A 519-nucleotide genomic window follows, 5' to 3' on the forward strand; every position below is an offset into this window, starting at 1 on the left:
GACCGGAAGAAGGCGCCGCACGGAATCGTCCACCCGCACGACCTGACCAGCCACGGTGTCGGGCACATCCGTCATGGCCGGCAAGTTGATATCCGCACCCAACGACCGGCGCGCCGCGTCCAGCACAACGAAATCATCGACCAGCGTGAACGACCCCGGATCGAACAACGACACCGTCGGATGCAGATCCCGGCTCAGCTCCCTGTGCAGATAGCTCCTCAGCTCCGCGAGAAACTCCATATCCCGCAGGTCAGCCGAGGACACGAAGAGGGTTGTCGCGGGCGGCGGCACCCTGGTGCCGCCGACCAGGTCCAGCAGCCGGCGGTCGATAACATCCGGATCAGACCCGCGCCGCAACACCGCCTTCCCCGCCTCGATCAGAACCGGGAAACTCGCGCAGTCAGCCTTCGCCACATCCCCCAGTGTCAGCCCACACCCGGGTACACACCCACGTCCCTCTTCAAGGCACACCAATGCCGCACCCCACCGACACCATGAACCACCACGGCCCAGCACCCG

General features: G+C 65.7%; 1 protein-coding gene. It reads right to left on the bottom strand.

What is annotated here, in order from left to right; genetic code table 11:
* On the bottom strand, positions 1 to 414 hold a 414-nt coding region (locus tag QSK31_RS48555), incomplete at its 3' end, for a hypothetical protein (protein WP_285692003.1).
* Positions 415 to 519 lie beyond the last annotated feature (105 nt).

It is taken from the genome of Actinoplanes sp. NBRC 103695, assembly GCF_030269485.1.
Lineage (GTDB): Bacteria > Actinomycetota > Actinomycetes > Mycobacteriales > Micromonosporaceae > Actinoplanes.